The following is a 24,751-nucleotide window of genomic DNA, read 5'->3' as shown; positions in this document are numbered from 1 at the left end:
GTTATAGATCACGATCCTTTTTTAGCTGATGTAGTTCTTCTTCATAAGAATTCGCTTGTTTCTTATAAAGTGCTTGATGCTCTTCGTGTTCATTTTCTAGTTTTGTTAGTGTGTTTTTTACTGTCCAATCGCCTTCTTCTTGGATAGAACTGATTAAATGGTAGGCTTTTTGCAAGTCTTCAGATGTTTCGTAAGCTCTTTTTTGATGGATGTACCTGATTTGTTCAGAAAGGTTTTCTAGTTCTTGGTGAAACCGCCATTTTTCTTGGGATGCATCGTCCATCGCTTCATCCAATTGACGTCTTTTTCTATTAAACTCATCGTCCAAATTTTCTAGTTTTAGCAGTAGTTGTCTTTGTTTATCCATACATGCTCCCTATCTGTTTGGCTAATTCTTGGTCGGTTTTTAGCTGGCTTTTTATCGCTTCGTTGATTTGTTCTAGTAATTTATCATATTCTTGCTCTATCTTGGTTGCTTCGACTAAGGATTTTTCGCAATCTTGCACTGTGTCTATCACAATTTTCGGCTCAGTCGCCCCGCCCCAAGCAAGTGCGGCGAGTATTTCTGACTCATATAGATTGGAGCCGATATCCCTTGCATCTGAAAGCGTATCCCGCCACAACTTTTCAGCATTCTCGATTTCTTTATCAAAAACATCTTTTAAAGCTCTAATTTCGCCTTGAATCGTTTGTTTCATCCCTTGCGTAATTGCTAGTGCTTCCGCTGCATCCAAGAATATTTCTTCGGATGAGGATAGGCCACCACCGCTTTTTGTAAAACTGGTTCGCATAATGTTGATTGCTGCTAATTGTTGAGCTGTTGCGTATTTGGCTAGTTGAAGGCTGCCTTCTTTATTTGTTAGAATGTTTCCTTCTTTGTCAAACTGATAACCACCCCACATATGCTGCTCAACCAAACCAGCTTTTTTCGACTCAACCTCTATTAAATGACCAATTGTCGGGTCTCCAGTACCATAACCAATTGCCACATAATCCTTCCTATCAATAAAATTAAATAATCTATCTAAAGCGTTTATTGCTTTTACGGTATCTTGTTGTTTTGGCGTTAGGTTGGAGTAGATATTCGGACCTTGGTAGAAGAAACCGCCGCTGATGCGTTTGATGTCTTTTTTATCTAAGTCTGCGATAGCGTACTGGGCGTTCATGGATCCTAGAGAATGGCCGTATACATAGATTTGGGCGTTTGGGTAGAGTTTCATGGTTTGTTTTAAGGTTTCTGCGGAGGTTTTTAGTTGGGGTGTTACTGTGGATCCTCCGCCATTTGTGATTTGGATTGCAGTTGGAATATCATTACTTAACCAATCCTTCCTCACATCTTTATAATCTGGATGTTTTGGAACATTAAAGTTTCCATTAGCCGGTGCGGTAGAACCTTTGTAAAGGATTGTTAGTTCTTTTACTTTGTTTCTTTCGCTGATGGAGGCTGTGGGTGGCGTGTATTTGTCTGTGATGATGTAGGATTGTTCCCCGGTTGATTTGTTGTTGATTTTTTGGGATACGATTCCGATGGTTTTTTCTTTTTCATCAGAGACAGAGATAATCACTTCTTTCTTAATCTTCAATGGATCATACTCTTTTTTTGCCAGTCTGACTCTGTCTTCATCTGTAATGACTTGATTCATTTATTTTCCCTCCATCTCCCCAATAATTTGGAAAGATTTTCAGACAAACTCGCTCCACCTCCATTTAGCTTGCCATCAAAATTATCCAGGGTATATGTTATATCTAGTTTTGAATCCTTATTTATAATTAATGTAACATTTATCCCTCCCATAGGATTACGCTCGATACTGTTCTTATCGATTTCATAAGACTGTATTTTTCCTTCTTCTGTGAATGCTTTTGCATCCAAGTTTGTCAGCCTTTTTTCAAATACTTGTTTCGCTTCATCACTATAAACTACATTCATCATTTCTTTATTTAATTTCTCTTCGTCCATATAGAATTTCACCCCTAAACCAAAAATGGTTATTACTGTAATTGCTAGTGCTATTATCCATCTTTTTTTCAACTCTTCACCTCTGCTGTATGCTTTTTATTTTGTAGGTCTATTTTATCACATGTTAGAAATTTTCACTTTCTTTTTTTTCAGTCTTTTAACATTTGTTTAATTTCTTAGTTAGTATTGGCTGGACTATCTTAACTCCCTTTAAGTCCTAATTTCTTTGTAAGCTCCTTAGAGATACTAGCACCTCCACCCTCTAATTTGCCGTTCTGTTTTCCTAAAGTATAGGTAACATTCCACTCTAAATCCTTATTTATAATTAAAGTAACATTTATTCCTCCCATTGGATTTCTCTCTATACTTTCTTTATTAATTTCATATGATTGAATTATACCTTCTTTCGTGAATGCTTTTGCATCCAAGTTTATCAGCCTCTTTTCGAATACTTGTTTCGCTTCATCACTATAGACTACTTTCTCCATTTCTTTATTTAATTTCTCTTCATCCATATAAAATTTTACCCCTAAGCCAAAAATAATCATTATTGCAATTCCAAATAGTATTATCCCTCTCTTTTTCACACATTCACCTCTGCAGTATGCCTTCTTCTATGCAATCCCATTCTACCTTAATTAAAAACAAGAAAAAACCACATTATTCAACGGAAACTTTCAACTTAAACGGTAAGTTTGAAGTTTCCGTGAACATGTGGTTTCAGTTATTATAGTAATCCGTGTTCTTATTTACTTATTTTCGCTATCTTCCCTTGCTCGATGTAAACTAGCAATATAGATATATCGGCTGGGTTTACCCCGCTGATACGGCTAGCTTGGGCGATGGAAAGGGGTTCGATTTTCTTTAATTTTTCTAGGGCTTCTGTTGCGAGGCCGCTGATTGCATCATAATCGATGTTTTCTGGGATTTTTTTGTCTTCCATGCGTTTCATTTTTTCTACTTGAAGGTTTGATTTTTGGATGTAGCCTTCGTATTTAATTTGAATTTCTACTTGTTCAGCGATTTCGTCGGTGACAAATGTTTCACGTGAAACAATTTGGGCGATTTTGTCGTAAGTTATTTCTGGGCGACGAAGTAAATCTGCTGCTAGAATTCCGTCTTTTAGTTCACCTGAGCCGATTTCTTTTAACATTGCTTGAACTTCAGCAGTTGGTTTAATGCGTGTTTTTTGTAGTCTTTCTTTTTCTGCTTCAATCGCTCTTTGTTTTGCTAAAAAGCGTTCATAACGTTCGTCGCTAATTAAGCCGATTTCGTGACCGATTTCTGTTAAACGTAAATCTGCATTATCATGACGTAATAGTAAACGGTATTCGGCGCGAGATGTAAGTAAACGATATGGTTCTTCGGTTCCTTTTGTTACTAAATCGTCAATTAAAACGCCGATATAAGCTTGATCGCGACCGAGGATAACTGGTTCTTTTTCAAAAACTTTGCGTGCTGCGTTGATTCCTGCCATTAAGCCTTGTCCGGCTGCTTCTTCGTAACCACTTGTACCATTAATTTGGCCGGCTGTGAAAAGTCCTTCAACTAATTTAGTTTCAAGTGATGGCCACAGTTGGTCTGGCATTACTGCGTCATATTCGATAGCGTAGCCAACACGCATCATTTCAACATTTTCAAGTCCCGGAATAGTTCTTAGCATTTCGCGTTGCACTTCTTCTGGCAAACTGGTGGAAAGACCTTGGACATATACTTCTTCGGTATTTTTCCCTTCTGGTTCAAGGAAGATTTGGTGTCTTGGTTTGTCGCTGAAACGAACAATTTTATCTTCAATGGATGGGCAATATCTTGCGCCAGTGCCTTTTTTCGTTGCTGTAAACATTGGTGAACGGTGTAAGTTCGCTTGGATTATTTCGTGAGTTGTTTCGTTTGTATAAGTTAACCAACACGGTAATTGTTCTAGCATCATTTCTACTGTATCAAAACTAAATGCGCGCGGATGATCGTCACCCGGTTGTTCTTCTGTTTTTGAATAGTCAATCGTACTTGATTTTACGCGCGGTGGTGTTCCTGTTTTAAAGCGGCGCAGTTCAAAACCTAGTTCTTCCAAGTGCTCTGAAAGTTTCACAGATGGTTGTTGGTTGTTCGGACCGCTTGAATAGCGCAGTTCACCGACAATAATTTCGCCACGTGAGAAAGTTCCGGTAGTAATAACGACTGTTTTCGCGTAGTAAATTGCGCCACTGTTTGTAATAACGCCTTTACACACGCCATCTTCAATCACTAAACGGTCAACAAGACCTTGGCGCAAAGTGATATTTTCTTCTTTTTCAATCGTGTGTTTCATTTCGTGTTGGTAATCCCATTTGTCTGCTTGGGCACGTAATGCGCGAACAGCGGGACCTTTACCTGTATTTAGCATCCGCATTTGAATGTAAGTTTTGTCTGTATTACGGCCCATTTCTCCGCCAAGTGCATCAATTTCGCGCACAACTACTCCTTTTGCTGGGCCTCCAACAGAAGGATTACATGGCATAAAAGCGACCATATCTAAATTTATCGTTAACATCAGCGTTTTGGCGCCCATTCGACCACTGGCAAGACCTGCTTCTACTCCCGCATGGCCTGCACCAACAACGATGACGTCAAAAGTTCCTGCATCATAGGTTTGCATTTTATAAAAACATCTCCTAAAAAATCATTTTCCAAGGCAAAATTGATTGAACAACTGATCGAGTAATTCATCCTGGACAGAATCACCAGTAATTTCACCTAGTAAATCCCATGCACGAGTCATATCAATCTGGACAATATCCACTGGCATGCCGAGCTGAATCCCTGTTGTAACGCCATTTAAAGCTTCAAGTGCTTGATGAAGGAGCGCAATGTGTCGAACGTTTGAAACATACGTGGCATCACCGGCATCAATGTCCCCAGCAAAAAATAGTGCTTTAATCGCTTCTTCCAAAGCCTCTAAACCTTCATCGTTTACTAGAGAAGTGGAAACAATCGGGTTTTCTCCAGCAAGTTCACGCACTCTATTTATATCAAGCTTTGTTTCCAAATCTGTTTTATTTAAAACAACGACATAATTATGACCCGCGGCTGCTTCAAATAACGCTTCATCTTCCACTGTCAGCTCTTCGTTTTGATTTAATACTAGCAGGATAAAATCTGCATCCGCCAAGGCTTTTCTTGAACGTTCTACACCAATTTTTTCCACAATGTCTTCTGTTTCGCGAATTCCGGCCGTATCAATTAAACGTAGTGGTACGCCGCGAACATTGACGTATTCTTCTATAATATCTCGTGTCGTCCCAGCAATATCTGTGACAATCGCTTTTTCTTCTTGAATTAGTTGGTTAAGCAAGGATGATTTCCCGACATTTGGTCGACCGATAATGGCTGTTGCAAGGCCTTCACGTAGAATTTTCCCTTGGCTTGCTGTTTGTAAAAGTTGCTCGACGGAAGCGCGAACTAGCTCTGTTTTCTCCAGTAGCATTCGCTGGGTCATTTCCTCTACATCATCGTACTCCGGATAGTCGATATTTACTTCGACTTGCGCTAATGCATCCAAAATTTCTTGGCGCAAATTGCGAATCAACCGTGAAAGATTCCCGTCCATTTGTCTAATTGCAACGCCCATCGCCCGGTCTGTCTTGGCGCGAATTAAATCCATCACAGCCTCTGCTTGCGATAAATCAATTCTTCCATTTAAAAATGCCCGCTTTGTGAATTCACCTGGTTCAGCTAAATTGGCACCATTTCTTAGTAATAGTTGCAAGACGCGATTGACCGAAACGATTCCGCCATGTGCATTTATTTCCACAACATCTTCTCGTGTAAAAGTACGCGGCGCACGCATAACCGTGACCATTACTTCCTCAATTACTTCGCCGTCTTCTTTTATATGACCGTAGTGAATTGTGTGACTTTCTGCTTCACTTAAGCTATTTTTGGCATAAAAAATACGATCCGCTATCTGAATCGCCTCTGGACCGCTTAATCTAATAATAGCAATGGCCCCTTCTCCCGGCGGTGTTGAGATTGCAGCAATAGTATCAAATTCCATTCTTTACTCATCCTTTCTCATTAGAAGTTCAGCTCAAATAAGCCTTATCCTATTTTGAATAAATTTTGGCACGTGATTTTGTGCATTTTCAACAACTTACGCTCCGCTTTGACCAAAGCAATTAAATTGTTAGTATTTTGAAGGTTATCCATAGATTTATTAACATATCCACAGAAAAACCATTAATAAAAATTCATCCCTACTATTTTAACTTATCCACATGTGAATAACAATAGTTTTATCTCTACTAGTTAAGAAAACTTAAATTTTCTCGTTAAAGCTTTAACATATCCTTCCACTTCCTTGGATTTAACTCAACTCTTCTACTCTATACTAAAGTCAAAAGGAGGAGAAATAATGAAACTACATAAGCTAACATGGATACTACTAATGGGGCTATTACTACTCTCAGCGTGTTCCACGAAGCAACCAAATGTATACTTATCAGCAAATGCCGCCGCGGTTTATTCGACCGAAAATGGTAAGGCGTTTTACGAAAAAAATGCCGATAAAGTTATGCCAATCGCGAGTTTAACAAAATTAATGACGGCATTTTTAGTACTTGAGGCTGTGGATAACAAAAAATTATCTTGGGATGAGGAGTTAGATCTCATTCGTCTGGATGATCCTTCCGCGGTTTCACTTTACGCAATTACACAAAAAAGAACATGGTCAGTCAGGGATTTATATAGCGCTATGCTCGTTATGTCAGCAAATGATGCCGCCGAGACACTAGGCAACCGTTTAGACGATGCTAATTTCCCCCAAAAAATGAATAATGAAGCTAAAAAATTAGGATTATCGAATAAAACCAAATTTGTCAGTGCCAGCGGACTCGATGTTGATGGTAAAATGGCTGTTTCTACCACAAAGGATTTATTTTTGCTATCATCTAAATTAATTTCCACTCATCCCGAAGTGTTAGAGACAACTTCCAAATCTAGCATCATAACCGAAGAAGGAGCAACCCTTGAATCAACCAATGACTCTATCGGTTCAATACAAGGTTTAGATGGACTGAAAACTGGTTTTACGGATGAAGCCGGCTATTGCTTTATCGGAACAGCAAAGCGCGATGGAAAGCGTGTTATTTCAATTGTTTTGGATGCGGATACTGCGGAGAAACGTTTTAAGGATACGGAAAAATTGATGGGGATTGGGTTTAAGGAAAATTAGCGGAATGAAAAAGAACTTCTTTATCAAAGAGAAGTTCTTTATATATAGTACATTGTCACCTCTTTAAAGCACAAAGATACTTCTCCATGTACGTATCTTTATTTTTAGAATTATATTGCATGATAAAACGTGGATGTTCTAAAGGTATAATCGTCTCAAAAAAATGATGTTCTTCATTTATTCTTGATAAAAATTTAAAATTCTCTCCGCTACCAATGCAGTAACAAACCGAAGTATCCATTCCAAAGTCTATCTGACTACGAATCGACTCTAAAATAAACGGCATTAGCGCTTCTCGTAATTGCTTGTTCTCGTAATAGTTACAATTGACTTCATTACCTTTTGCATTTATACGAACAATCCCTAGCGGACAGGCAAAATTCATATAAAAATCACTATAAAATTGCTCACAACCCCCGTATTCATTCATAACATCATATAAAAAATCTGATGAAGACTGATTTATATAAAATGTATCAATAAAAATGCCTGTTTCACTTTGGAGATGTTTGGCATCTTCAAAAGGAACGCCTGTCACAGCAGAACCTCGGCGAGCAGGTGAACTTCCGAATATTATCCGGCGTGGTTTTGTATCATTGTAGTATTTCTGATAAAACCTAGTCGTTATATTTCGCACTAGTTCTTTTTGATCGCCCTCATATGGGTTAATTACGCGATACCCGGCCGGCAAATCCATTGAGTTACTCGAAAGTGTTTCGTTAAAATGTAATATTTGTTTAGCCAAAGTTGCTTTTTCTGTCATGTAGCACTCTCCTCTCTTACTATCTCACAACCTGCCAAACACGCTCGAATAATTCCACGTATCCCGCTTTTTCCCAGCGGCTCGCAAAATAAGGGTTGTGAAAATAAATAAATGCCGTAATAATCGCGTCACCTTGGTTCACCCGGCCGCTAACTTCCTCTGCTTTTTGCGCGAGATGTTCAATATGATTTTTCACTAATTCTTCCTTTTGTTCAATATAATCGGTGTAAAGTAAAAACATTTTTCGGTCGGTTTTATACAGGGTTTTCTTGGTGTCAGCTAAGAGCCATAACCAGTCATGGAGCGCATCGTCCGGGGAAGCATCTTTCTCTTTCGTCCAAGCAAAAATCTCCCGCGATGTCTCCTCTAGCCATCGTAACGCCAGCTTTTGAAATAAATCTTCCTTGTTTCGATAATGCTTATAAAGCGCCGCATGCGTGACGTTCAAATTTCCCGCAATATCATAAAGTGTCGTTTTTTCCATCCCTTTTTCATAAATAATTTGTTCAGCCATATCTAAAATAATTTCTTGGGATAATCTCGCCATTGTAATACCTCGATTCAACTCATTCTTTGTTTCTAATTATACAGGAAAATAAAAAAGTTACAAATCCTTGACAAAGTAACCAAAAGGAGTATACTTCCAACTATAAAGTTACTTAAAACAAAAAAAGTAACTAATTTGCAATTAAAGGAGCGAATAGATTATGACTAATAAACGTGTCGCATTTATTTTAGGGGGATCTGGCGGTATTGGGAAAGCCATTGCCGAAAAGTTAGTCGAGCAAAACTTTGCGGTTGCTGTCCATTATTCAGGTAACAAAGTAAAAGCCGAAACACTTGTCGAAGAAATAATAAAAGCTGGTGGTGAAGCGATTAGCGTTGGTGGTGACGTGGCTGACGAAGCGCAAATGATTGACGCATTTGATTTAATTACAGCCCATTTTGGTGGCGTAGATGTTGTAATAAATACGGCAGGTATTATGAAATTAAGTCCCATTGCTACTTTGGATATGGAAGATTTCGATCAGATTCAACGTACCAATGTGCGAGGAACTTTCGTCGTTTCCAAACAAGCTGCCCTAAGCGTTCGAAAAGGTGGCGCGATTATTAATTTCTCCACTTCGGTAACGCGCACCAGTTTTCCGGCATATGGGGCTTATGTTGCTAGTAAAGCCGCAGTCGAGTCGCTCACTTTAATTTTAGCGCGCGAGCTTCGTGGGAAAGATATTACCGTTAACACCGTCGCACCCGGACCAACCGCAACCCCGCTATTTTTAACCGGAAAAGATGATGAAACAATTGAAAACTTAGCAAAAGCAACCCCGTTAGAACGTCTAGGACAACCTGATGATATTGCTGAAACAGTAGCTTTTTTAGCTGGACCGGCACGCTGGGTAAATGGCCAAACAATTTTCACCAATGGAGGATTAGCTTAATAAAAATAGGAGGAAAACCTAGTCTATCTGGTCTTCCTCCCATTTTTTATTCACTGATTACCGAACGTTTTTTTATCGCTAGAACAATAATTCCTGATACTAAGAAAGTGAGCGCCAAGAAGAGAAAAGCTGATTGATAAGAGTTCGTCGCATTTACTAAATCCCCAATAATCATCGGTGCGAAAAAGCCACCTAAAACTCCGCCCGAGTTAATAGCAGCGTATTTTGTCGCAATATGGCTCTGTTTAAATAATTTATGCGGCAATCCCATTAAAGTCGTAAAGGCCATAATTAGAAAAATATTACATAAACATAAACAAATAATCGAAAGCATCAACTGATCAAACAAATACACCCCGTAAACCGTAAACGCTCCGAGCACACTAAATGTAAAAATGACGATTGGCTCTTTCCCTTTGAAGAAACGACTAATAAAATAGCCACCAATAACACCCGCAATTAAAATACAAAGTCCGGCTAAAGAACTAATATAGCTCACTTCGCTAATAGAAATTCCCCTCGCCTCATTCAAATAAGAAGCAAGCCAACTTGTTAAACCGTAGTTCGCTGCATTTATAAAGAGTGCCGATAATAAAAGAATCCACAGCTGTTTATCCTTTAAAAGCTCTGAGAAAGGTACTTTAATTTTTTCTTTTTGCGTACTTTTATCTATTTTTGGCGCTTTTGGAACTACTAATAAAATTAATAATCCAATGAAAATCACCACAATACCAATCCAATAATAAGTATTACGCCAGCCAACTGATAGCAATAGTTGCGCAATCAAAAGCGGACCAATAAATGCCGCAAAACCAGAGGAAGCGAGCATTGCTGACTGCGCAAAACCTCGCTTGTTTAATGGAATATGAAGAGAAATATAGTTGCTAACAGATGGCGGATAACCCGCATGCCCGAACGCTCCAGACAAGAAACGAATCACAACCAAAAACAGCAAGGAATAACCAAAACCAAAAATAATAAGAAACAGCCCAACGATAATTATCGATATAGCAAGAACAGGACGTGCACCAATCCGATTATTTAAATACCCCATTGGAATTTGAAAAAGCGTGTAACCAAGAAAGAAGGCACTTAAAATCAACCCCTTTTGACTTGGATCAAATCCTAAATCCTGAGAAACAGTCACAAGTGAAATTCCGATAGTATATTTATCCACGTATACACTGGTATAGCCTATAAATAGAACAAGTAATACCATTAACGAATGCTTTTCTCCTTTTACCTGATTCATTTGACCTCACTCCACTCTTCTATAGTCCCACTACTAAAAAAAGAGCATACCCAGATTCATTTTCTGACTATGCTCTTTTCAAAGCTATTATCCATTCAATTTAAAATAATCTAAAACGACGTCGGCAACTGATTTAGCAGCAACTAACAACGCATCTTCATCAATATCAAATTTTGGATGATGATTAAAATAAGCGTGCGGGGTGTTTTTCGGTTTCGCACCAATATAGAAAAAGACACCCGGGATTTTTTGTAGATAATATGCAAAATCTTCTGACCCTGAAAGCATATCATACGTGGAGATGTCTGTTAAGTACTCTCCTAGACCTTTTTGCAAACTAGCGACAACTTGTTCTGTCACTGCTGGATCATTGTATAGCGGAGGGTAATCGTTCGTATAAGTGAGTTCCACGCTCACGCCAAACATCGCCTCAATACCAGCAACAATACGGTGAATCTCTGCGTCTATTTTATCACGATTTTCCGTGTTCATATAACGCACATCGCCTTCTAACTCAACCGCATCCTTAATAACGTTAAAACTACCTTTACCGTCAAAAGAACCAATCGTTATAACGCCAGTATCAAATGGGTTCAAACGGCGGCTCACTACTGTTTGAATGGCTGTCACAAAATAAGCGCCTGCGACAATCGCATCATTTGCCATATGTGGAGACGAACCATGCCCGCCAACGCCTTGAATTTTAAGTTTAAAATAAGTGCGACCAGCCATCGCGTAGCCACTATGATAATAAACTTGTCCACTTTCACCAAATGGAAATACGTGAATACCAAAAATTTGATCCACATCATCTAAAATACCAGATTCAACAACGCTTTTCGCTCCGCCGGGTGGTGTTTCTTCAGCATGTTGATGAACAATTTTTATCGTTCCCGGGATATTTTCTTTTAGTTGAATTAAACAATCTGCCAAAACAAGTAAATAAGCAGTATGCCCATCATGACCACATGCATGCATTACGCCAGGGTATTTAGATTTAAATGGTAAATCAGTTTGTTCTTCGATGGGAAGGGCATCAAAATCGGCACGTAACGCAATTGTTTTCCCCGGTTTTCCGCCTTTAATCGTTACAACAACGGCATGACCATTACCCACTTCAGTTGCAACTTCTACGTCTTTTCCTTTGTAAAAATCTTGGATGAATTTTGCGGTTTCTGCTTCATGGAACGATAATTCAGGATGTTCGTGCAAATGACGTCTAATCTGAGTGATTTCATCTTTTCGTTCCTGAAGCATATTCATTAACTTGGTACGCATGATAAATCCAACCTCCTATTCTTTTGCGGCTTTTAATTCGAGCGCTTTTTTCGCTGACGGTGTTGTTACAGCGACGGAAATAAGTGAAACAACACAAAAACCGACGTTAGTTAAAAGCCCCACCATTGCGGCTAAATCAATATTTCCAGATAGTGCAATCACACCATAAATCGTAGCGGAAATTGCCACACCGAATGAGCCACCTAGCGAACTTGCCATTTTGTAAATACCAGAAGCTACTCCGACTTTATCTTCTGGAGCATTAGAGATAGCTGTATCTGTTGAAGGAGTTGCATACATACCAAGTCCGATACCAAATAAAGCAAATCCAACAAACACAAGCACCGTATACAATGTTCCTGGAATAAAAGTGAGCGCCATTAAAGCAATACCAACAGCCGTAATACCAGATCCTAGAATCATTGGTTTACGCGCGCCAACTCGTTGAAGAATTTTTTCACCAATACGAATCATTCCAAGCACACAGACAAGGTAACCGATAGAAAGTAAACCGGATTGGAATGCTGTAAAACCGCGACCAATTTGCACATAAGTATTTGCAACAACCAGTGTTCCAGCAGCTGCGTTTAATAAGAAATTGGAAAGTGTCGCGCCTGTATAAGCTTTATTTTTAAATAACGAGAAATCAATAAATCCGTTTGCTTGTCGTAGTTCCACCCGGAAAAATAATCCCGCAGAAATAAGGAAAACAACGAGCATCGCGATAGTAATTGGGCTTGTCCAACCAAATGTTGCGCCACGAGTGATGATGAGATTTAAGCAAACCATTGCGATAACAAAAAGAACAAGACCAAATGAATCAAATTTTGCTTTTGTATTTTGAACGACTTTACTTTCTGGAGTACCTTTAATTAGTAGCATTCCAAGTAGTGCGAATACGATGGAAATAATGAAAATCCAGCGCCAGCCCATGTATGTTGCGATTGCGCCACCTGCGAACGAACAAATACCTGATCCGCCCCATGAGCCAATCGACCAGTAACTAAGTGCTCTTTGTCTATCTGCCCCGTCAAAATAAGTTTTCATTAAGGCAAGAGTTGCTGGCATAATACAAGCAGCTGAAAGACCTTGAATAATCCGGCCGATAATAAGTAGCGTCGACCCTTGAGTGACAACGAGTAGCAGTGAACCGATGATACTAAGAATAAGTCCGATATAAGTTAATTTCACGCGACCAAATTTGTCAGCCATACCACCCGCTACAACAATAAAAATACCTGAAAATAGCGCGGTTAAGCTGATGGCAATACTAAGTAAATCAGAGGAAATTCCAAGGTCAGATTGCACGGCCGGAACGATATTCACCATTGATTGAGCAAAAAGCCAAAACGTGATAACCCCAAAAACAATCCCAACGATTAGTTTATTTGTACCTTTATACGCTGTTGAAGTCATTAGTTATTCTCTCCTTTTAAGTAATCTACAACACAAGCTCCCATTGCTTTTGATGCAATTAATAATGAATCTTCATTGATGTCGAATTTTGGATGATGATGCGGATAAAAATGACCATCTGCCGGCATTGCTCCCACATAGAAAAATGAGCTTGGGCGTTCTTTTGCATAATAAGCAAAGTCTTCTGAAGGTGGTTGCGGTTCACAACGCACAACATCCGTGATTTCAGGGATTTTCGCCCCTTTAATAGATTTAACAACGAAATCAGTCAAAGCTTCGTCATTATTTAAAACCGGATAATCATTTTTGTAATCAAGTTCACAAGTAACGCCAAACATTGCTTCTATGCCGCTAACGATACGGGTAATTTCTTTTTGAATAATGTTGCGTGCCTCTTCAGACATCGAGCGCACATCGCCTTCAATCTCAACCGCATCCTTTATAACATTAAAACTACCTTTTCCGTCAAAAGAACCAATCGTAATCGAGCCAACATCAAATGGGTTTAAACGGCGACTAATAACAGTTTGCACAGCTACTACAAATTCACTTGCCGCAACAATAGCATCATTCGCTAAATGCGGAGATGAGCCGTGTCCACCTTGACCTTGTACCTTAAGTTTAAAATAAGAACGACCAGTTTGAATCGCACCCTCACGGTAGAAAACTTCGCCTGTTTTCATTGTAGACATCACATGAATTCCAAGTACATTATCTACACCATCCAGCGCCCCGTCTTGAATCATTTGAATCGCGCCACCAGGAGGAGTTTCTTCCGCATGCTGATGTAAAATAACAAGTTTTCCTGTTAATTCTTGTTTCATTTCAATAAGTGTTTCGCCTAAAATAAGCATATAAGCAGTATGACCGTCGTGACCACAAGCATGCATTACACCAGGATTTTTAGATGCAAAAGCTAAGCCAGTTTCTTCTTGGATAGGAAGTGCATCAAAATCAGCGCGAATTGCCAGTGTCTTGCCCGGCTTGCCTGTATCAATCGTTACTACAACGCCATTCCCGCCAACATGTGTCCGCACATCGCAGTCCATTTCTTTATAAAAATCCGCAATATACTTCGCCGTATTCTCCTCTTGAAAAGAAAGTTCAGGGTGTTCGTGTAAGTAACGACGAATTTCTATCATTCGATCTCGTTTTTCGTCTAGTTTTTGAAATAACTTCTCTTTCATTATCCAAACCTCCATTTTTAATACTTCTGCTGGCCAGAACATCCGTATTTTTAACTACACCTTTATTATAAAAAAAAACAAACTAAAAGAAGTTTGCTTTTTTGCTTAGTTTTAGCTTGAAATTTTCTTCTTTTCTAAACCGCGTCAACCAATGTCAAAAATTCGGTGTTCAGGGCATAAAAAAAGCTCAACTGCAAGAGTTGAACTTTTTAAATCGTACTTCTAAACTCATAAAAGTGAATCGCATTAATATCTAAATAAGCATAAAACGACCAATCTTCCGTAATCGTCTCATCGCTCACCGTAAGTGTCGGCTGAGAGGCATCAACAATATAATCCAAAATCTCTTTATCCAGTCCATACTTACTATTAAGCTGCCAATACTTCGAATAAAGCGCCCCATTATCACGGTCGAATTGCCATTTACACACTTGGTATTCCCCAGCTTGAAGCCCCGTTATTCGAATATGCATTTCTTTCTGCTCTTCCTTAGTAAATCTCTCTTCCACAGAATATCTCGGGTTAATATTCGCACAGTTCATCAGAATAAGTTGGTATCCGTCTGTATGCTTCGTCATAATAAAATCCGCACCCTCAGCAACAACAACACCCTTAAGCCTCCTCAAAAACTTCACCGCATAAAACGCCGGTCTTTTTCCGTCAAAAAAGTGGAACATTTCAATCCCATCTAAACTAATATTTAACTGGCTGTCATCACCTTCATGCAGTTCTGTATTAATCCAAAACCCTAACGCATCCACTTCTGGCGCCAAATCTAGCATTGTTTTTAAAACCAACGCACCTCGGAAAAACGTACCATTCGTATACCGCGTATTTCCCGTGAGCGTATTCCAGTTCACCAGCATAAGAGGTTTATTAATATGATGATGTTTCAAAAAAGCCTTCAACTTCCGCGTTTTAGATAAACAATAATCTTCGGAAATCATAAACGACTTCATATCTTCTTTCGAAAAATCCACCGCTTCATTTTGATTCGCATTATAGGCCACAAAGTCAATTTCATCAGCCACATCTAAAAACCACGTATGCCGTTCTGGAACTTCATTTTTAGAAAGTGAAAACGGGACAAAATTTCCGACTTGGATAGCTGGAAAACGCGATTTTATAATATGATATATTTTCAAATAAATTTTTTTCAGCTCGTCTTTATCAGCATATGTATTTTTCGGTTCAAAAAACATAAAATGCCACTTAGAAACAAATTCCCGCCCAAAAACTTGCATACAATGCTTTAAAAAATGATCCAAGCGCTCAAAAACAGCGGCTTCCTCACCTACAATATCTTGATACTCTATGCGAATGAACAACTGTAAATTTTGCTGTTTTAAAAATGTGAGCGCCAAATCCGCATTAGCATACGGCGAAGATGTTGGCACTAGCTCGTCCGTTTCCGTTTCAGGCAAGAATGTCGAACCTCTAAACAAATGACGAATGCCAATATAATTAATCCCAATTTCATCGCGTGTCGTAATAATCTGCTTTTGCACGTTAGCTTTAAGCACTTCTTTAAGCTCACCAATGGTTAAAATATTCATATTCTCGCTAAGGCAACGAGCCGCCTTTTCCGTAATATCAATTTTCTTTTTCTCAAATGGCGCTTTATTTAATTCCTTACCCGGCTCCACATCATGATAAAGCCGCGACAAATTCACTAAAATTTCCGGAGATGGCACAATTTGCTCTATACTAGCGCCCAGCTCGGATGTCTTATTGTCTATTAACAAATTCGTTTCCACATGATGTTCGGATCGGTACTCACTTGGCGTTAGCTCAAAATGAAACTTAAACACTTCCGAAAAATGCTTTTGACTCGAAAAACCGTTTTTTAACGCGATTTCCGTAATACTTTCCGCCGAATGCAGTAAATCTTGAATCGCATGCTTCAATCGAACTTCCGTCAAATACTGCAAGAATCCAAGCCCCGTCGTCTTTTTAAAATAACGTGATAAATACGCCTCACTTAAAAACTCTTTTTGCGCAAACTCACGAAGCGACAAGGCTTCATCAAACCGCTCCTCCACTTCTCGAATAATGCGCGAAATCCGTTTATCATTGACTTCTTTCCTAGCAGAAGATGGAATCCCTTTTTTCAAAAAACGCGTAAGTAATAATAAGATTTGGAACAACGCCGATTGCGCTTCTAATTTATTCGCTCGTTTCTTCGTCGCCGAAGCAATCAAAAGCTCACTCACCGACTTCCTCAACGACCCAACAACCCGCTCTCTCCCAGGGTCACTCTCCTTCGAGAAAAATTTAAAAGAATGCTGAAAATAATCCTCATAATAATGCGCAAAAAATGTATCTGAAATCGTTAAATCAATAATTAAGTTAGCTTCATTTCCTTCAATTGTATAAAAAGTGTTGCGATCAAGGACTAAAATATCGCCTTCTTGCAAGTAAAATTTTTGCTCAGAAATCTTAATTGTTATTTGTCCAGAAATAGCAAATACCAATTTAGTTCCAAGTGAAATTTCCGACGTCAGCTGCTTTATGTGTTGAATACCAATCGTATAATCTTTTAAATGAGACACTCGATTCACTCCTTCGTTTAACTTAATCGGACACTTTTATATTATCATAAATAGCGGAAATTGATTGGTTTGTTTTAATTTACTCATGCAAAAAGCCAGCCGAAACTAACTCCGACTGGCTCCTGATTTCAATCTTCTTCCACTTGAATAGAAACACCCACATCCAGTAATTCCTCAACCGCATCAATCACAGAAAACTCCCCATAATTGTATATCGCTCCATCTACAACTAAAATCGGCAAAGATTCCATTCCATTCTTATCAATTAGCGCTTGAACCCGCTCTGGCAAGTCCACTTTCCCGACCTCTCCTAGCTGAATATCAAACACAATACCTGTATGATCAAAATGGATTTTTCGCTCAGCTTCACTTTGATTCATAAACATTTTCCATATCTCTAGGTTAATCTCAGACTCATTTTCCGCAGAATAAAAGTAACTAATTCGCTTCATAATAAAAACTACTTACTTTCTAAATCATGGACAAACAGCCCGCTTAATAATTTCGGTTCAAACCAAGTCGATTTTGGTGGCATAATCTCCGCGGCATCTGCCACACCAAGTAAATCGTCCATTGTCGGCGGGTACATCGCAAATGCTACCGAATGACTGCCATTATCCACCAAACGAGTTAGCTCTTCTAAGCCACGTATTCCGCCGACAAAATCAATACGATTGTCACGACGAATATCTTCAATTCCAAAAATCGGCGTTAAAACTTGCGATTGTAATATCGAAACATCCAACTGACCGATAACATCGTTCGGAATCACATCGCTTTTCGCCGTAAGCTTGTACCAATTTCCATCTAAATACATCCCAACTTGTTTTGGCTTCTCAGGTTTAAATGCTTCTTTCCCAACCTTCTCCACATCAAAACTAGCCTCAACTTTACTAAGGAAATCTGCTTCAATAGGCACATTCACAACCCGATTATAATCAAGAATTTCTAATTGCTCTTCTGGAAAAACAACCGATAAGAAGAAATTAAATTCTGCTTCTGGTCCAGCCTCAGGGAATTCTTCGCGCCGTTTCAAGCCAACTTTTACAGCAGATTCCGTTCTATGATGCCCGTCTGCGATATATAGTGCTGGGACTTCCGAGAACGCCGCTGACAGGTCTTCTAGAATATGAGCGTCCGTAATTGCCCAAGCCTTATGAGTGACCCCGTGGAAGCTCTCAAAGTCGTATTCAGGTTCATTTTCATTCACCCAAGACTCAATAAGCGTATTAATCGCTTCTTTTCCACGATAAGTAAGGAAAATTGGACTTGTATTCGCATCACAAACATCCACATGGCGAATCCGGTCTAACTCCTTCTCTTCCCGAGTCAGCTCATGTTTTTTAATCTTGCCGTTCAAATAATCATCAATCGACGTACAAACAACCAGTCCCGTTTGCGGACGACCATCCATCGTCAGTTGATAAATATAAAATGCCGGGTTTGCTTCTCTTCCAAGCCAACCATCCAGCTCAAATTGCTCCAAATTATCAGCCGCTTTTTGATAAACAGCTGGGTCATAAGGGGAGATTGCCGGATCTAAATCAATTTCCGCCTTATCAATATGTAAAAAAGAATACTTATTTGCATCGCCAAGTTCGCGCGCCTCTTCCGAATTAAGTACATCATATGGCAACGAAGCCACTTTTTCCGCTAGATTTTTAATTGGACGTAATGCTTTAAATGGACGTATATTTACCATTGTTATCCTCCTTTTTAGTAAAAGAGCATGAACCCATCTGGCAATAACCATAAAGTTTCATGCTCTCATTATTTCCCGGGTAATAATTTTAAACTGTCACACCTAATGGTTCAATAACTCGAACACGCAAAACCCCTTGGACAGCCAATAAATCACTTTTCAGTTGTTCCAAATTAGCTTGCGTTTCCTTATCAATATCAATTAATGTGTAGGCATATTCATTTTTACTACGGTTGATCATATCTAAAATATTTAGGGAATATTTCCCAAGCTCTGTCGTGATTTGCCCGACCATGTTCGGAATGTTTTTGTGGCAAATACCAATTCGCGGATGCCCGTTATAAGGCATTTCCACATTTGGATAGTTAACAGAGTTTTTAATGCTACCAGTTTCAAGGTAATATTGTAATTCTTTTGCAGCCATTTTAGCACAGTTGGTTTCGGCTTCTTCCGTTGATGCGCCTAAATGAGGAAATACATGCACTTTTTTATGGTTTAATAATTCTTTTGTCGCAAAATCTGTAATATATAAACGTAAAAGTCCATCATCTAAAGCTTCTTTCACAGAGGCTGAATCCACTAGCTCACCGCGTGAAAAGTTTAGTAAGACCGCATTATCCTTCACTAATTGTAACGTTTCTGCATTGAACATGCCACGAGTTTTATCCGTTAATGGCACATGAACCGTTAAATAATCGCATGTTGCTAAAACTTCTTCAATCGTCATCGCGCGTTCCACTTCTTTAGAAATTCTCCAAGCAGTATCTACGGAAACGAATGGATCATAACCGACCACGTCCATCCCAAGAGATAGCGCATCATTTGCCACTAAAGCTCCAATTGCACCTAGGCCAATAATTCCAAGTTTTTTGCCAGCCAGTTCTGTTCCCGCGAAAGCTTTCTTCCCAGCTTCAACTTTTTGTTCCACATCATCTTCAGCCGGTAGTTCCTTCACCCATTCCGTACCTTCCAAAATTGGACGCGCCGAAACGAATAAACTTGCAAGAACCAGTTCCTTTACAGCATTGGCATTAGCGCCAGGCGTATTGAATACGACAATACCTTTTTCAGAACAATTTTCTACTGGGATATTATTAACTCCTGCACCAGCTCTAGCAACTGCCTTCACTGTTTCTGGAAAGTCAAAATCGTGTAAGTTATAACTCCGTAGTAAAATCCCGTCTGCTGGCTGGTTCGCATCGATCACATATTTCTCAAGATCAAATGTCTTTAAGCCTTCTTTAGCGATAGCATTAAACGTTTGGATATTAAACACGTACTTCTCCCCCTTTTCTTGCATTGGCAAATTTTTCCATAAAGGCGATTAGTGCTTCTACCCCTTCAATTGGAAATGCATTGTAAAGACTTGCTCGCATACCGCCCACGGAGCGATGTCCTTTCAAGTTTTTAAAACCATTTGCTTCAGCTTCTTTAACAAAAGCTTTATCAAACTCTGCAGAATTCGTCACAAAAGGAATATTCGTGAGCGATCTTGCAGAAGGCTCGACCGGTGAAGAAAAGAAATCCGATTGATCAATATAATCATATAATAATGCCGCTTTTTTGCGATTTAACGCTTCAATTCCAGCAACGCCACCTTGTTCTTTAATCCATTCGAATACTAATTTTGCTACGTAAACAGCAAAAGTTGGTGGTGTGTTGTACATGGAACCATTTTCGGCCTGTACTTTAAAATCTAACATAGAAGGAAGTCCCTCTACTTGTCCGATTAAATCTTCACGCACGATGACAAGCGTTAACCCAGCAGGACCAATGTTCTTTTGCGCTCCTGCATAAATCAAACCGAATTTTTTCACATCATAAACGCTTGATAAAATATTAGAGGACATATCTGCAACGACCGGGACAGCTGAGTCTGGCACATCAAACATTGCTGTTCCTTCGATTGTATTATTTGTTGTTACATGTAAGTAAGCAGCATCATTTGAAACTGTAGGAATTTCAGGAATATAGCTGAAATTACGGTCTTCCGATGAGGCAATTACTTCCACCTCAACACCCTGAATTTTTTTAGCTTCAGAAATTGCTTTCTTCGCCCAAGATCCAGTGTTTACATAGACTGCTTTTTTACCATTTGCAAGATTCATCGGCACCATATCAAACTGCAAACTCGCGCCACCTTGCAAAAATAGTACTTTGTAATTTTCTGGAATCCCCATCAATTCTCGAATTAAACTCTCCGCATCGTCTATGATGTTTTGAAATAATTCTGACCTATGACTCAGCTCCATTACTGACATTCCTGAACCATTATAAGAGAGTAGCTCCCTTTGAACCTTTTCAAGTACCGGTACTGGTAAAACTGCCGGACCTGCCGAAAAATTATAAACACGTTCCACTCAACATCTCTCCTGTCATCAAATTTCCCCAATTACTTACAAAAATTTTTCACCAGTAATTCATAACTACTGGCCGGATATGAGCCTTCCTCGTTACACTTATGCTTTTCGAAGTTCTGTTCTTAAGAAATAAAAAAGCCGAACCTGTGATATTCTACACAATATTCGGATTTTTCAGCGCTTAAAAGTAAACACTGCCTTTTGTACTTTTGTATATTATAGCAGAAATAGAGCTGTTTTTCAGAAAATTTATACTAAATCTCCAAATAAATGTGATGTTTAAACATTCTGACATTAAAAAAGTGCGAGAATCCGCTATTTAAAGCGATTCTCGCACATACAAAAATTTGAAAACAGCTTCACAAGAGATGTCAGCTATTTTTCACTTTTCGCCCTAAAGTTAACCAATACACCACAAAAAATATGACAAGCGCAATAATTGCTGTGCGGTACATAATAGCATAATTGTAGTAAGTCGCCACAATACTTAAACCAAAACTACCAACAGCCATCCCAATGTCCATTCCTGAAAGAAAAGTACCGTTCGCAGTTCCTTTGTTATGTGGCGCAGCTCGGTCAACAGCAAGTGCTTGGAGTGCCGGTTGTGCCATCCCGTATCCTAGTCCAAAAAAAAGTGATGCGACAAATAAGCTGATCGCTCCGGTTGCAAAAGAAAGAATTAATATTCCAATAATCATGGATAGCGCACCCGGAATAATAACAAAACGATGTCCTTTTGTATCATAAAGACGCCCAGCAAACAACCGACTAATAAGCACCATAATTGCTTGCCCAATAAAATAAACCCACGTTGTCGAAATCCCAATTTCCGTTCCGTATACCATCATAAACGTCTGAATACCACCAAGCGGAATAGCCATTAGCAAACATAGCCCTGCCGGAAGTAGCGCCGTTTTCTCGAACAATTTCATTTTTTGATGGACGATCTTTTCTGATTTTGGAATTTTCACTTGTGTCATTAAAAGTAAAATAAACACCATCAAAACAAGCGAAAAAGTCACTAAAACATCAAAAGAAAAATAATTCATGATTAAAATAGCAATAATCGGTGCCAGTGACATTCCAAGCGCAGTCGTAAGCCCATAAAAGCCAATTCCTTCTCCCGTTCTGCTCGGCGGTACTAATTTAGATACCCCTGTCGCAATTGACGTCGTGCCGATACCCCAGCCAGCCCCGTGAAAAAGCCGTAATATAAGCAAAGCCGCAACCGCCGTCGACCAATAAAAGTTCACAGTCGTTAAAATTAAAATCAAAAAACCTGCAATAATTAATACTTTAGGTCCAAATTTATCGTTCCAACTTCCTGCAATCGCCCGCATAAGTAAGGCGACAATTGAAAATAGCCCTACCGCTAAACTAGCTTCCATTTGTGTTCCGCCAAGTTCAATAATTCGAGCTGGTAACGTCGGCATAAACACCATAAACCCAATATATAAAAGCACACTACCTAATAATAAAAATACGTAGTCCTTCGTCCAAAGTCTTGTCTTATTTTCCAAAATTTACCCCTCTTTACTCTATATTAGTAGAAATGTTCTTTAAAATAGCCGTGAATTGCTCCAAATCCGCGCGAGTAACCCCAGCAAACATTTTTTCACAACTCGCCTCCACAATATCCCGAAGTTCTGTCGTTTCTTTTCTCCCTTTATCCGTTAATGACAAAAGTGAAATTCGTCTATCTTCTGTGCTAATTTCCCTCACAATAAGCTCTTTTCGAAGCAAAACATCGACAATCCGGTTCACTGTGGGCGTGTCTTTTTTTGTCCAAAGCGCAATTTCTTTTTGAGAAATCGGTTCGTTCGCCTCAATTCCCTCTAAAACAGACCACTGCTCAGGCGTTACATCATAGCTTGCAATAGAACGCATCAAAAACAAGTGCATTTTCTTCGCAGTCGTATTCACATCAAATGAGATTTCATCATAATATCCGCGCATTTCTAACCTCTTTTCTATTGTCGTAACAATAATTGTCATAACAACCATTATACATATGGATTCCTTTTTTGACAAGAAAAAACAGCCGAATAAACGACTGCTTCTATAATAATTCAACATCTATAATATCTCTAAATTCAATTACATATTCATGTCCAACAATATCTGTAAAAATAACTTCTTCCGTTAACATGTCGATTTCAAGTGGCACCAAATCTTGTTTTTCAATTTCTCCTAGCCCAAGAAAGGCGGAAGGATATTCAAATGATGCTAGACGTAAAGAAGAAACATCTGCTTCTTGAAAAAATTTTATTCGAACGACCCATTCTCGCTTCATGGCGTCTTTTAATGTGATAAAGAAGCTCTCGCGTTCTAAATAATCCACTTCTGGCCGACTCGTTAAAAAAGCAGCATTCTTCTCTGTCCGCACTTGCTCTTTCTGAATTGCCGTAACCATAATTATCACCTCTTAATTTTATTATACGAACAAATGTTCTTAAAAGCAAGTTTTTTACTTAAAAAGTTTTTTCATATGGGCTGTAATCGGTTTAGCGCTTACATAATCTTTTTCCGACAAAAACACTTGCAAATTAATAAATAGTTGCTATACTTATGTAAGTAAATAACATTAACAAAGGAGTTTTATTATTATGACTAATACATTTTTAGATTCTATTAAAGTTCGTCGTTCCATTTATGCACTAGATAAAAACGTTTCCGTAGAGGATTCCAAAATTGAAGACATCATTAAAGACGCAGTTAAATACAGCCCATCTTCTTTCAACTCTCAAAGTTCTCGCGCTGTTATTCTTTTAGGAGAAAACCATGATAAACTTTGGAATATCGTAGAAGACACATTACGCGCTATCGTACCTGCTGAAAACTTTGCAGCTACTGAAGAAAAAGTTGGTTCTTTCCGCGCTGGATACGGAACAGTTCTTTTCTTTGAAGATACTGCTGTTATTGAAGGTCTACAAGAAAACTTTGCACTATATGCAGATAATTTCCCTGTATGGTCTGAACAATCTTCAGGTATTGCACAACATTCAGTATGGGTTGCTCTTGCAAACGCTGGAATTGGTGCATCTCTACAACATTACAACCCACTAATTGACGATGCTGTTAAAGCTGAATGGAATATTCCTGCAAGCTGGAACTTACGCGCTCAAATGCCGTTTGGTAACATCGTTCAAGAAGCTGGCGAAAAAGAATTCATCGATGACGCTGACCGTTTCCGCGTTTTCAAATAATAAATGTTTCACGTGAAACAAAAAATTCCGCGACCATTAAATTGGATCGCGGAATTTTTATTTTGCTAGACTATTAAACCTACTTCTAAGTTCATCACAACTGACAATACCAGCAATTGCGCCTTTAATTTCTCCATCAACAAGAACAAGCGAATTCGGTATCCCTTTTACATCAAACTTTTGAGCTAATGCACGTTGTTTATCTACATTAATTTTCACAACTTGGACATTACCTTCTTCCACCTCAGAGAATTGCTCAAGCGTTGGCCAGAAACAGCGGCACGGAGCACACCATTCTGCCCAAAAATTAAGTAATATTTTAGGATGGCTACTAATAATCTCTTCCAAGTTCTCTTCTTTTGCAAAAATAATCGCCATACATATCCACCTCACATTCAGAATATTCCAAAGTTGTATCGTGGTCAAG

General features: G+C 39.0%; 24 protein-coding genes. 3 read left to right on the top strand and 21 right to left on the bottom strand.

Going from position 1 to position 24,751, the window contains the following annotated elements:
- Position 1 precedes the first annotated feature (1 nt).
- The 6 genes from AC4PG0_RS11480 to mnmE form a co-directional block, all read right to left on the bottom strand.
- Complete coding sequence (locus tag AC4PG0_RS11480) at positions 2 to 367, bottom strand: hypothetical protein (RefSeq protein WP_003772765.1); 366 nt, start codon at positions 365 to 367, stop codon at positions 2 to 4.
- Positions 360 to 1,643, bottom strand: coding sequence for an Mbeg1-like protein (locus AC4PG0_RS11475; RefSeq protein ID WP_492167558.1), 1,284 nt, complete (start codon positions 1,641 to 1,643; stop codon positions 360 to 362). The genes AC4PG0_RS11480 and AC4PG0_RS11475 overlap by 8 nt, the downstream gene beginning before the upstream one ends.
- Complete coding sequence (locus AC4PG0_RS11470; RefSeq protein WP_045553767.1) at positions 1,640 to 2,032, bottom strand: DUF1310 domain-containing protein; 393 nt, start codon at positions 2,030 to 2,032, stop codon at positions 1,640 to 1,642. The genes AC4PG0_RS11475 and AC4PG0_RS11470 overlap by 4 nt, the downstream gene beginning before the upstream one ends.
- 128 nt (positions 2,033 to 2,160) lie before the next feature.
- On the bottom strand, positions 2,161 to 2,547 hold the full coding sequence (locus tag AC4PG0_RS11465; protein WP_492167557.1) for a DUF1310 family protein: 387 nt from the start codon (positions 2,545 to 2,547) through the stop codon (positions 2,161 to 2,163).
- A 158-nt stretch (positions 2,548 to 2,705) separates the two neighbouring features.
- A complete protein-coding gene (mnmG, locus tag AC4PG0_RS11460) occupies positions 2,706 to 4,595 on the bottom strand; it encodes a tRNA uridine-5-carboxymethylaminomethyl(34) synthesis enzyme MnmG (protein WP_033533759.1) in 1,890 nt (629 codons plus the stop codon).
- A gap of 24 nt (positions 4,596 to 4,619) precedes the next feature.
- Positions 4,620 to 5,993: a tRNA uridine-5-carboxymethylaminomethyl(34) synthesis GTPase MnmE gene (gene mnmE, locus AC4PG0_RS11455; protein ID WP_010991466.1), complete on the bottom strand. Its 1,374-nt coding sequence runs from the start codon at positions 5,991 to 5,993 to the stop codon at positions 4,620 to 4,622.
- Between the two features lie 357 nt (positions 5,994 to 6,350).
- On the opposite strand from mnmE, the gene AC4PG0_RS11450 reads away from it, so the two are divergent.
- Positions 6,351 to 7,169: a D-alanyl-D-alanine carboxypeptidase PBPD2 gene (locus AC4PG0_RS11450; protein ID WP_194322776.1), complete on the top strand. Its 819-nt coding sequence runs from the start codon at positions 6,351 to 6,353 to the stop codon at positions 7,167 to 7,169.
- A gap of 55 nt (positions 7,170 to 7,224) precedes the next feature.
- Here the strand turns inward: AC4PG0_RS11450 and AC4PG0_RS11445 are convergent, their stop codons facing one another.
- Positions 7,225 to 7,932 (bottom strand): SMUG2 DNA glycosylase family protein, encoded by a 708-nt coding sequence (locus tag AC4PG0_RS11445; protein WP_492167556.1) that lies wholly within the window; start codon positions 7,930 to 7,932, stop codon positions 7,225 to 7,227.
- A 19-nt stretch (positions 7,933 to 7,951) separates the two neighbouring features.
- A complete protein-coding gene (locus tag AC4PG0_RS11440) occupies positions 7,952 to 8,479 on the bottom strand; it encodes a TetR/AcrR family transcriptional regulator (protein ID WP_010991470.1) in 528 nt (175 codons plus the stop codon).
- Between the two features lie 160 nt (positions 8,480 to 8,639).
- Between AC4PG0_RS11440 and AC4PG0_RS11435 the strand changes: the two genes are divergently transcribed.
- Positions 8,640 to 9,371, top strand: a complete 732-nt coding sequence (locus AC4PG0_RS11435) for an SDR family oxidoreductase (RefSeq protein ID WP_003764474.1) — start codon at positions 8,640 to 8,642, stop codon at positions 9,369 to 9,371.
- A 46-nt stretch (positions 9,372 to 9,417) separates the two neighbouring features.
- Here the strand turns inward: AC4PG0_RS11435 and AC4PG0_RS11430 are convergent, their stop codons facing one another.
- The 12 genes from AC4PG0_RS11430 to AC4PG0_RS11375 form a co-directional block, all read right to left on the bottom strand.
- Entirely contained in the window at positions 9,418 to 10,623 is a 1,206-nt protein-coding gene (locus AC4PG0_RS11430; RefSeq protein WP_003772753.1) for an MFS transporter, read from the bottom strand.
- A gap of 87 nt (positions 10,624 to 10,710) precedes the next feature.
- A complete protein-coding gene (locus tag AC4PG0_RS11425; protein ID WP_492167555.1) occupies positions 10,711 to 11,901 on the bottom strand; it encodes a M20 family metallopeptidase in 1,191 nt (396 codons plus the stop codon).
- A gap of 15 nt (positions 11,902 to 11,916) precedes the next feature.
- The gene (locus AC4PG0_RS11420; protein ID WP_003768773.1) at positions 11,917 to 13,317 is read right to left on the bottom strand and encodes an MFS transporter; all 1,401 of its coding nucleotides are present in this window, start codon (positions 13,315 to 13,317) and stop codon (positions 11,917 to 11,919) included.
- Positions 13,317 to 14,519: a M20 family metallopeptidase gene (locus AC4PG0_RS11415; protein WP_492167554.1), complete on the bottom strand. Its 1,203-nt coding sequence runs from the start codon at positions 14,517 to 14,519 to the stop codon at positions 13,317 to 13,319. Before AC4PG0_RS11415 ends, AC4PG0_RS11420 begins: the two co-directional genes overlap by 1 nt.
- A gap of 194 nt (positions 14,520 to 14,713) precedes the next feature.
- The gene (locus AC4PG0_RS11410; protein ID WP_185505045.1) at positions 14,714 to 17,056 is read right to left on the bottom strand and encodes a helix-turn-helix domain-containing protein; all 2,343 of its coding nucleotides are present in this window, start codon (positions 17,054 to 17,056) and stop codon (positions 14,714 to 14,716) included.
- A gap of 128 nt (positions 17,057 to 17,184) precedes the next feature.
- The gene (locus AC4PG0_RS11405; protein WP_203574728.1) at positions 17,185 to 17,508 is read right to left on the bottom strand and encodes an arsenic metallochaperone ArsD family protein; all 324 of its coding nucleotides are present in this window, start codon (positions 17,506 to 17,508) and stop codon (positions 17,185 to 17,187) included.
- An 8-nt stretch (positions 17,509 to 17,516) separates the two neighbouring features.
- Complete coding sequence (locus AC4PG0_RS11400; protein WP_185511009.1) at positions 17,517 to 18,758, bottom strand: DUF1015 domain-containing protein; 1,242 nt, start codon at positions 18,756 to 18,758, stop codon at positions 17,517 to 17,519.
- Between the two features lie 88 nt (positions 18,759 to 18,846).
- Complete coding sequence (locus tag AC4PG0_RS11395; protein ID WP_003764490.1) at positions 18,847 to 20,034, bottom strand: phosphoglycerate dehydrogenase; 1,188 nt, start codon at positions 20,032 to 20,034, stop codon at positions 18,847 to 18,849.
- Positions 20,027 to 21,118 carry a 3-phosphoserine/phosphohydroxythreonine transaminase gene (serC, locus tag AC4PG0_RS11390; protein WP_033533750.1) on the bottom strand — a complete coding sequence of 364 codons (1,092 nt, stop codon included), beginning with the start codon at positions 21,116 to 21,118 and terminating at the stop codon, positions 20,027 to 20,029. The genes AC4PG0_RS11395 and serC overlap by 8 nt, the downstream gene beginning before the upstream one ends.
- 371 nt (positions 21,119 to 21,489) lie before the next feature.
- Positions 21,490 to 22,638, bottom strand: a complete 1,149-nt coding sequence (locus AC4PG0_RS11385) for a lmo2826 family MFS transporter (RefSeq protein WP_033533749.1) — start codon at positions 22,636 to 22,638, stop codon at positions 21,490 to 21,492.
- A 13-nt stretch (positions 22,639 to 22,651) separates the two neighbouring features.
- On the bottom strand, positions 22,652 to 23,074 hold the full coding sequence (locus AC4PG0_RS11380) for a MarR family winged helix-turn-helix transcriptional regulator (RefSeq protein ID WP_045553841.1): 423 nt from the start codon (positions 23,072 to 23,074) through the stop codon (positions 22,652 to 22,654).
- A 103-nt stretch (positions 23,075 to 23,177) separates the two neighbouring features.
- Positions 23,178 to 23,531 carry a hypothetical protein gene (locus AC4PG0_RS11375; protein WP_409353792.1) on the bottom strand — a complete coding sequence of 118 codons (354 nt, stop codon included), beginning with the start codon at positions 23,529 to 23,531 and terminating at the stop codon, positions 23,178 to 23,180.
- 193 nt (positions 23,532 to 23,724) lie between these two features.
- Here AC4PG0_RS11375 and AC4PG0_RS11370 point away from each other — a divergent pair, with 193 nt between their 5' ends.
- Positions 23,725 to 24,324, top strand: a complete 600-nt coding sequence (locus AC4PG0_RS11370; protein ID WP_203574730.1) for a nitroreductase family protein — start codon at positions 23,725 to 23,727, stop codon at positions 24,322 to 24,324.
- A 57-nt stretch (positions 24,325 to 24,381) separates the two neighbouring features.
- On the opposite strand, the gene AC4PG0_RS11365 is transcribed toward AC4PG0_RS11370, so the two are convergent.
- On the bottom strand, positions 24,382 to 24,702 hold the full coding sequence (locus tag AC4PG0_RS11365) for a thioredoxin family protein (RefSeq protein WP_003764496.1): 321 nt from the start codon (positions 24,700 to 24,702) through the stop codon (positions 24,382 to 24,384).
- Positions 24,703 to 24,751: the final 49 nt, after the last annotated feature.

It is taken from the genome of Listeria sp. MAN/IMW/UF464 (assembly GCF_058683955.1).
Note: the sequence above shows the minus strand (reverse complement) of the source record. Positions and strands in the feature narration are given on the sequence as shown.

What these genes read in the sequence shown, in the direction of transcription:
- mnmG (WP_033533759.1), bottom strand. Translation starts at nt 4,595, where the DNA reads ATGCAAACCTATGATGCAGGAACTTTTGACGTCATCGTTGTTGGTGCA.
- AC4PG0_RS11440 (WP_010991470.1), bottom strand. Translation starts at nt 8,479, where the DNA reads ATGGCGAGATTATCCCAAGAAATTATTTTAGATATGGCTGAACAAATT.
- AC4PG0_RS11425 (WP_492167555.1), bottom strand. Translation starts at nt 11,901, where the DNA reads ATGCGTACCAAGTTAATGAATATGCTTCAGGAACGAAAAGATGAAATC.
- AC4PG0_RS11480 (WP_003772765.1), bottom strand. Translation starts at nt 367, where the DNA reads ATGGATAAACAAAGACAACTACTGCTAAAACTAGAAAATTTGGACGAT.
- AC4PG0_RS11375 (WP_409353792.1), bottom strand. Translation starts at nt 23,531, where the DNA reads ATGGTTACGGCAATTCAGAAAGAGCAAGTGCGGACAGAGAAGAATGCT.
- AC4PG0_RS11405 (WP_203574728.1), bottom strand. Translation starts at nt 17,508, where the DNA reads ATGAAGCGAATTAGTTACTTTTATTCTGCGGAAAATGAGTCTGAGATT.
- AC4PG0_RS11420 (WP_003768773.1), bottom strand. Translation starts at nt 13,317, where the DNA reads ATGACTTCAACAGCGTATAAAGGTACAAATAAACTAATCGTTGGGATT.
- AC4PG0_RS11475 (WP_492167558.1), bottom strand. Translation starts at nt 1,643, where the DNA reads ATGAATCAAGTCATTACAGATGAAGACAGAGTCAGACTGGCAAAAAAA.
- AC4PG0_RS11365 (WP_003764496.1), bottom strand. Translation starts at nt 24,702, where the DNA reads ATGGCGATTATTTTTGCAAAAGAAGAGAACTTGGAAGAGATTATTAGT.
- AC4PG0_RS11435 (WP_003764474.1), top strand. Translation starts at nt 8,640, where the DNA reads ATGACTAATAAACGTGTCGCATTTATTTTAGGGGGATCTGGCGGTATT.
- AC4PG0_RS11430 (WP_003772753.1), bottom strand. Translation starts at nt 10,623, where the DNA reads ATGAATCAGGTAAAAGGAGAAAAGCATTCGTTAATGGTATTACTTGTT.
- AC4PG0_RS11370 (WP_203574730.1), top strand. Translation starts at nt 23,725, where the DNA reads ATGACTAATACATTTTTAGATTCTATTAAAGTTCGTCGTTCCATTTAT.
- AC4PG0_RS11380 (WP_045553841.1), bottom strand. Translation starts at nt 23,074, where the DNA reads ATGCGCGGATATTATGATGAAATCTCATTTGATGTGAATACGACTGCG.
- AC4PG0_RS11445 (WP_492167556.1), bottom strand. Translation starts at nt 7,932, where the DNA reads ATGACAGAAAAAGCAACTTTGGCTAAACAAATATTACATTTTAACGAA.
- AC4PG0_RS11450 (WP_194322776.1), top strand. Translation starts at nt 6,351, where the DNA reads ATGAAACTACATAAGCTAACATGGATACTACTAATGGGGCTATTACTA.
- mnmE (WP_010991466.1), bottom strand. Translation starts at nt 5,993, where the DNA reads ATGGAATTTGATACTATTGCTGCAATCTCAACACCGCCGGGAGAAGGG.
- AC4PG0_RS11400 (WP_185511009.1), bottom strand. Translation starts at nt 18,758, where the DNA reads ATGGTAAATATACGTCCATTTAAAGCATTACGTCCAATTAAAAATCTA.
- AC4PG0_RS11415 (WP_492167554.1), bottom strand. Translation starts at nt 14,519, where the DNA reads ATGGAGGTTTGGATAATGAAAGAGAAGTTATTTCAAAAACTAGACGAA.